The sequence below is a fragment of the Terriglobus sp. YAF25 genome (assembly GCF_052113305.1).
Taxonomy (GTDB): domain Bacteria; phylum Acidobacteriota; class Terriglobia; order Terriglobales; family Acidobacteriaceae; genus Terriglobus.
Window position 1 is genome coordinate 1 of sequence record NZ_JBFRCY010000923.1, and the last position, 1497, is coordinate 1497.

Here is a 1497-nt window from a genome sequence, read left to right on the forward strand (position 1 = left end):
TCCAAGGACCTTGCCCGGCAAGATGCCCAGAAGCAGAGTCGCGAGCACAGCGCCGGCGATAGCGAGTACGGCTGCCGGAGAGCTGCCCTCGAACTCGGCGCTCTCTTCGCCAAGCTGGCGGCTGTACAGCGCCGTCAGCAGGCGGAGGTAGTAGAAGCAGGCGACACCCGAATTCAGCAGGCCAAGGACCGCCAGCCATACGTGTCCAGCGCCGATGGCGGCATTGAAGACATAGAACTTGCCGAAGAAGCCGCCGGTGAAGGGAATGCCGACCAGTGAGAGCAGGAAGAATGCAAGAGCCGCAGCCAGTACCGGATGCTTCTGCGCCAGGCCGCGGTAGTCGTCGATGGTCCGCAGAGGCTCGTCATAGCCGCCAAGCTGGCTGATCACAGCGAACGCCCCGACGTTCATCGCCGCATAGCCTGCGGTGTAGAACGCCGCTGCTGCAATGCTGTCAGCCGGAAGCGCCGTATAAGCCACCATCAGATAGCCGGCGTGCGCGATCGACGAGTAAGCCAGCATGCGCTTGGCGTCTTTCTGCAGCAGTGCACCGAGGTTGCCGATCGTCATCGAAAGTACAGCGATGATGCCGATGAGCAGCACCCAGCGAGCGTGCAGCAGCTCAGAGCTATAGGTCGTGGCAGTGATGCGCAGCAGGACTGCAAAGACGGCTGCTTTGGGTGCCGTTGACATCAGGCCGACGACCGGAGCAGGCGCGCCCTGGTAGACGTCCGGAGTCCATACGTGGAAGGGAGCAGCCGAGACCTTGAAGCCCAGGCCAACCAGCATCATGGCCAGAGCCAGGAACGCCATCGTCGGGAAAGCCGTGATGCTGAGGCCGGAAGCGATGCCGGTCAGCGAAGTCGTACCGGTTGCGCCGAAGGCCAGAGCAATGCCGTAGAGGAAGAAGGCCGTCGCGAATGAGCCCAGAAGGAAGTACTTGAGCGACGACTCTGAGGCGGTGGCCTGCCCCTTCCGGTAGCCGGCAAGGATGTAGGTGGAGATCGACGAGATCTCAAGGCCGATGAAGACCATCAGCAGCTCAACCGAGCAGGTCATCAGCATCATGCCGACGGAGCCAAAGAGCACGAGGGCAAAGTACTCGCCTGAGTGCGAGGTGACGCCGGGCTTGAAGTAGTCGAGCGAGACCAGCAGGGTCAGCAGGACGATCGACGCGATCAGCAGATGGAAGAAGACGGAGAAGGTATCCATCTGGATCGAGCCGGAGAAGGTGACCAGAATCTGATGAGACCGCAGTTGCAGCAGCGTCGCACCGGCGGCTCCCAGTGTTCCCAGTACGGCCAGCCAGCCGAGAGCCTTCTTGGACGCCGTTGGCGCAAAAAAGGGATCGATCAGCATGATCAGCACGCCGGTTACGGTCAGAATCACTTCGGGGAGGATCGAAAGCAGGGCAGAAGACATTAGTGCGCACCTCCCTCGGTGCTGCTTACCGGTGTTGCCGGAAATGCAAGGTTTTTGGTCGGGTGCGGATAGACA

General features: G+C 61.3%; 1 protein-coding gene. It reads right to left on the reverse strand.

Going from position 1 to position 1497, the window contains the following annotated elements; all coding sequences use genetic code 11:
• A partial coding sequence (locus tag AB4043_RS25260; protein ID WP_442308495.1) for an NADH-quinone oxidoreductase subunit N occupies nucleotides 1–1422 on the reverse strand: 1422 nt, incomplete at its 3' end.
• Between the last annotated feature and the right edge of the window lie 75 nt (nucleotides 1423–1497).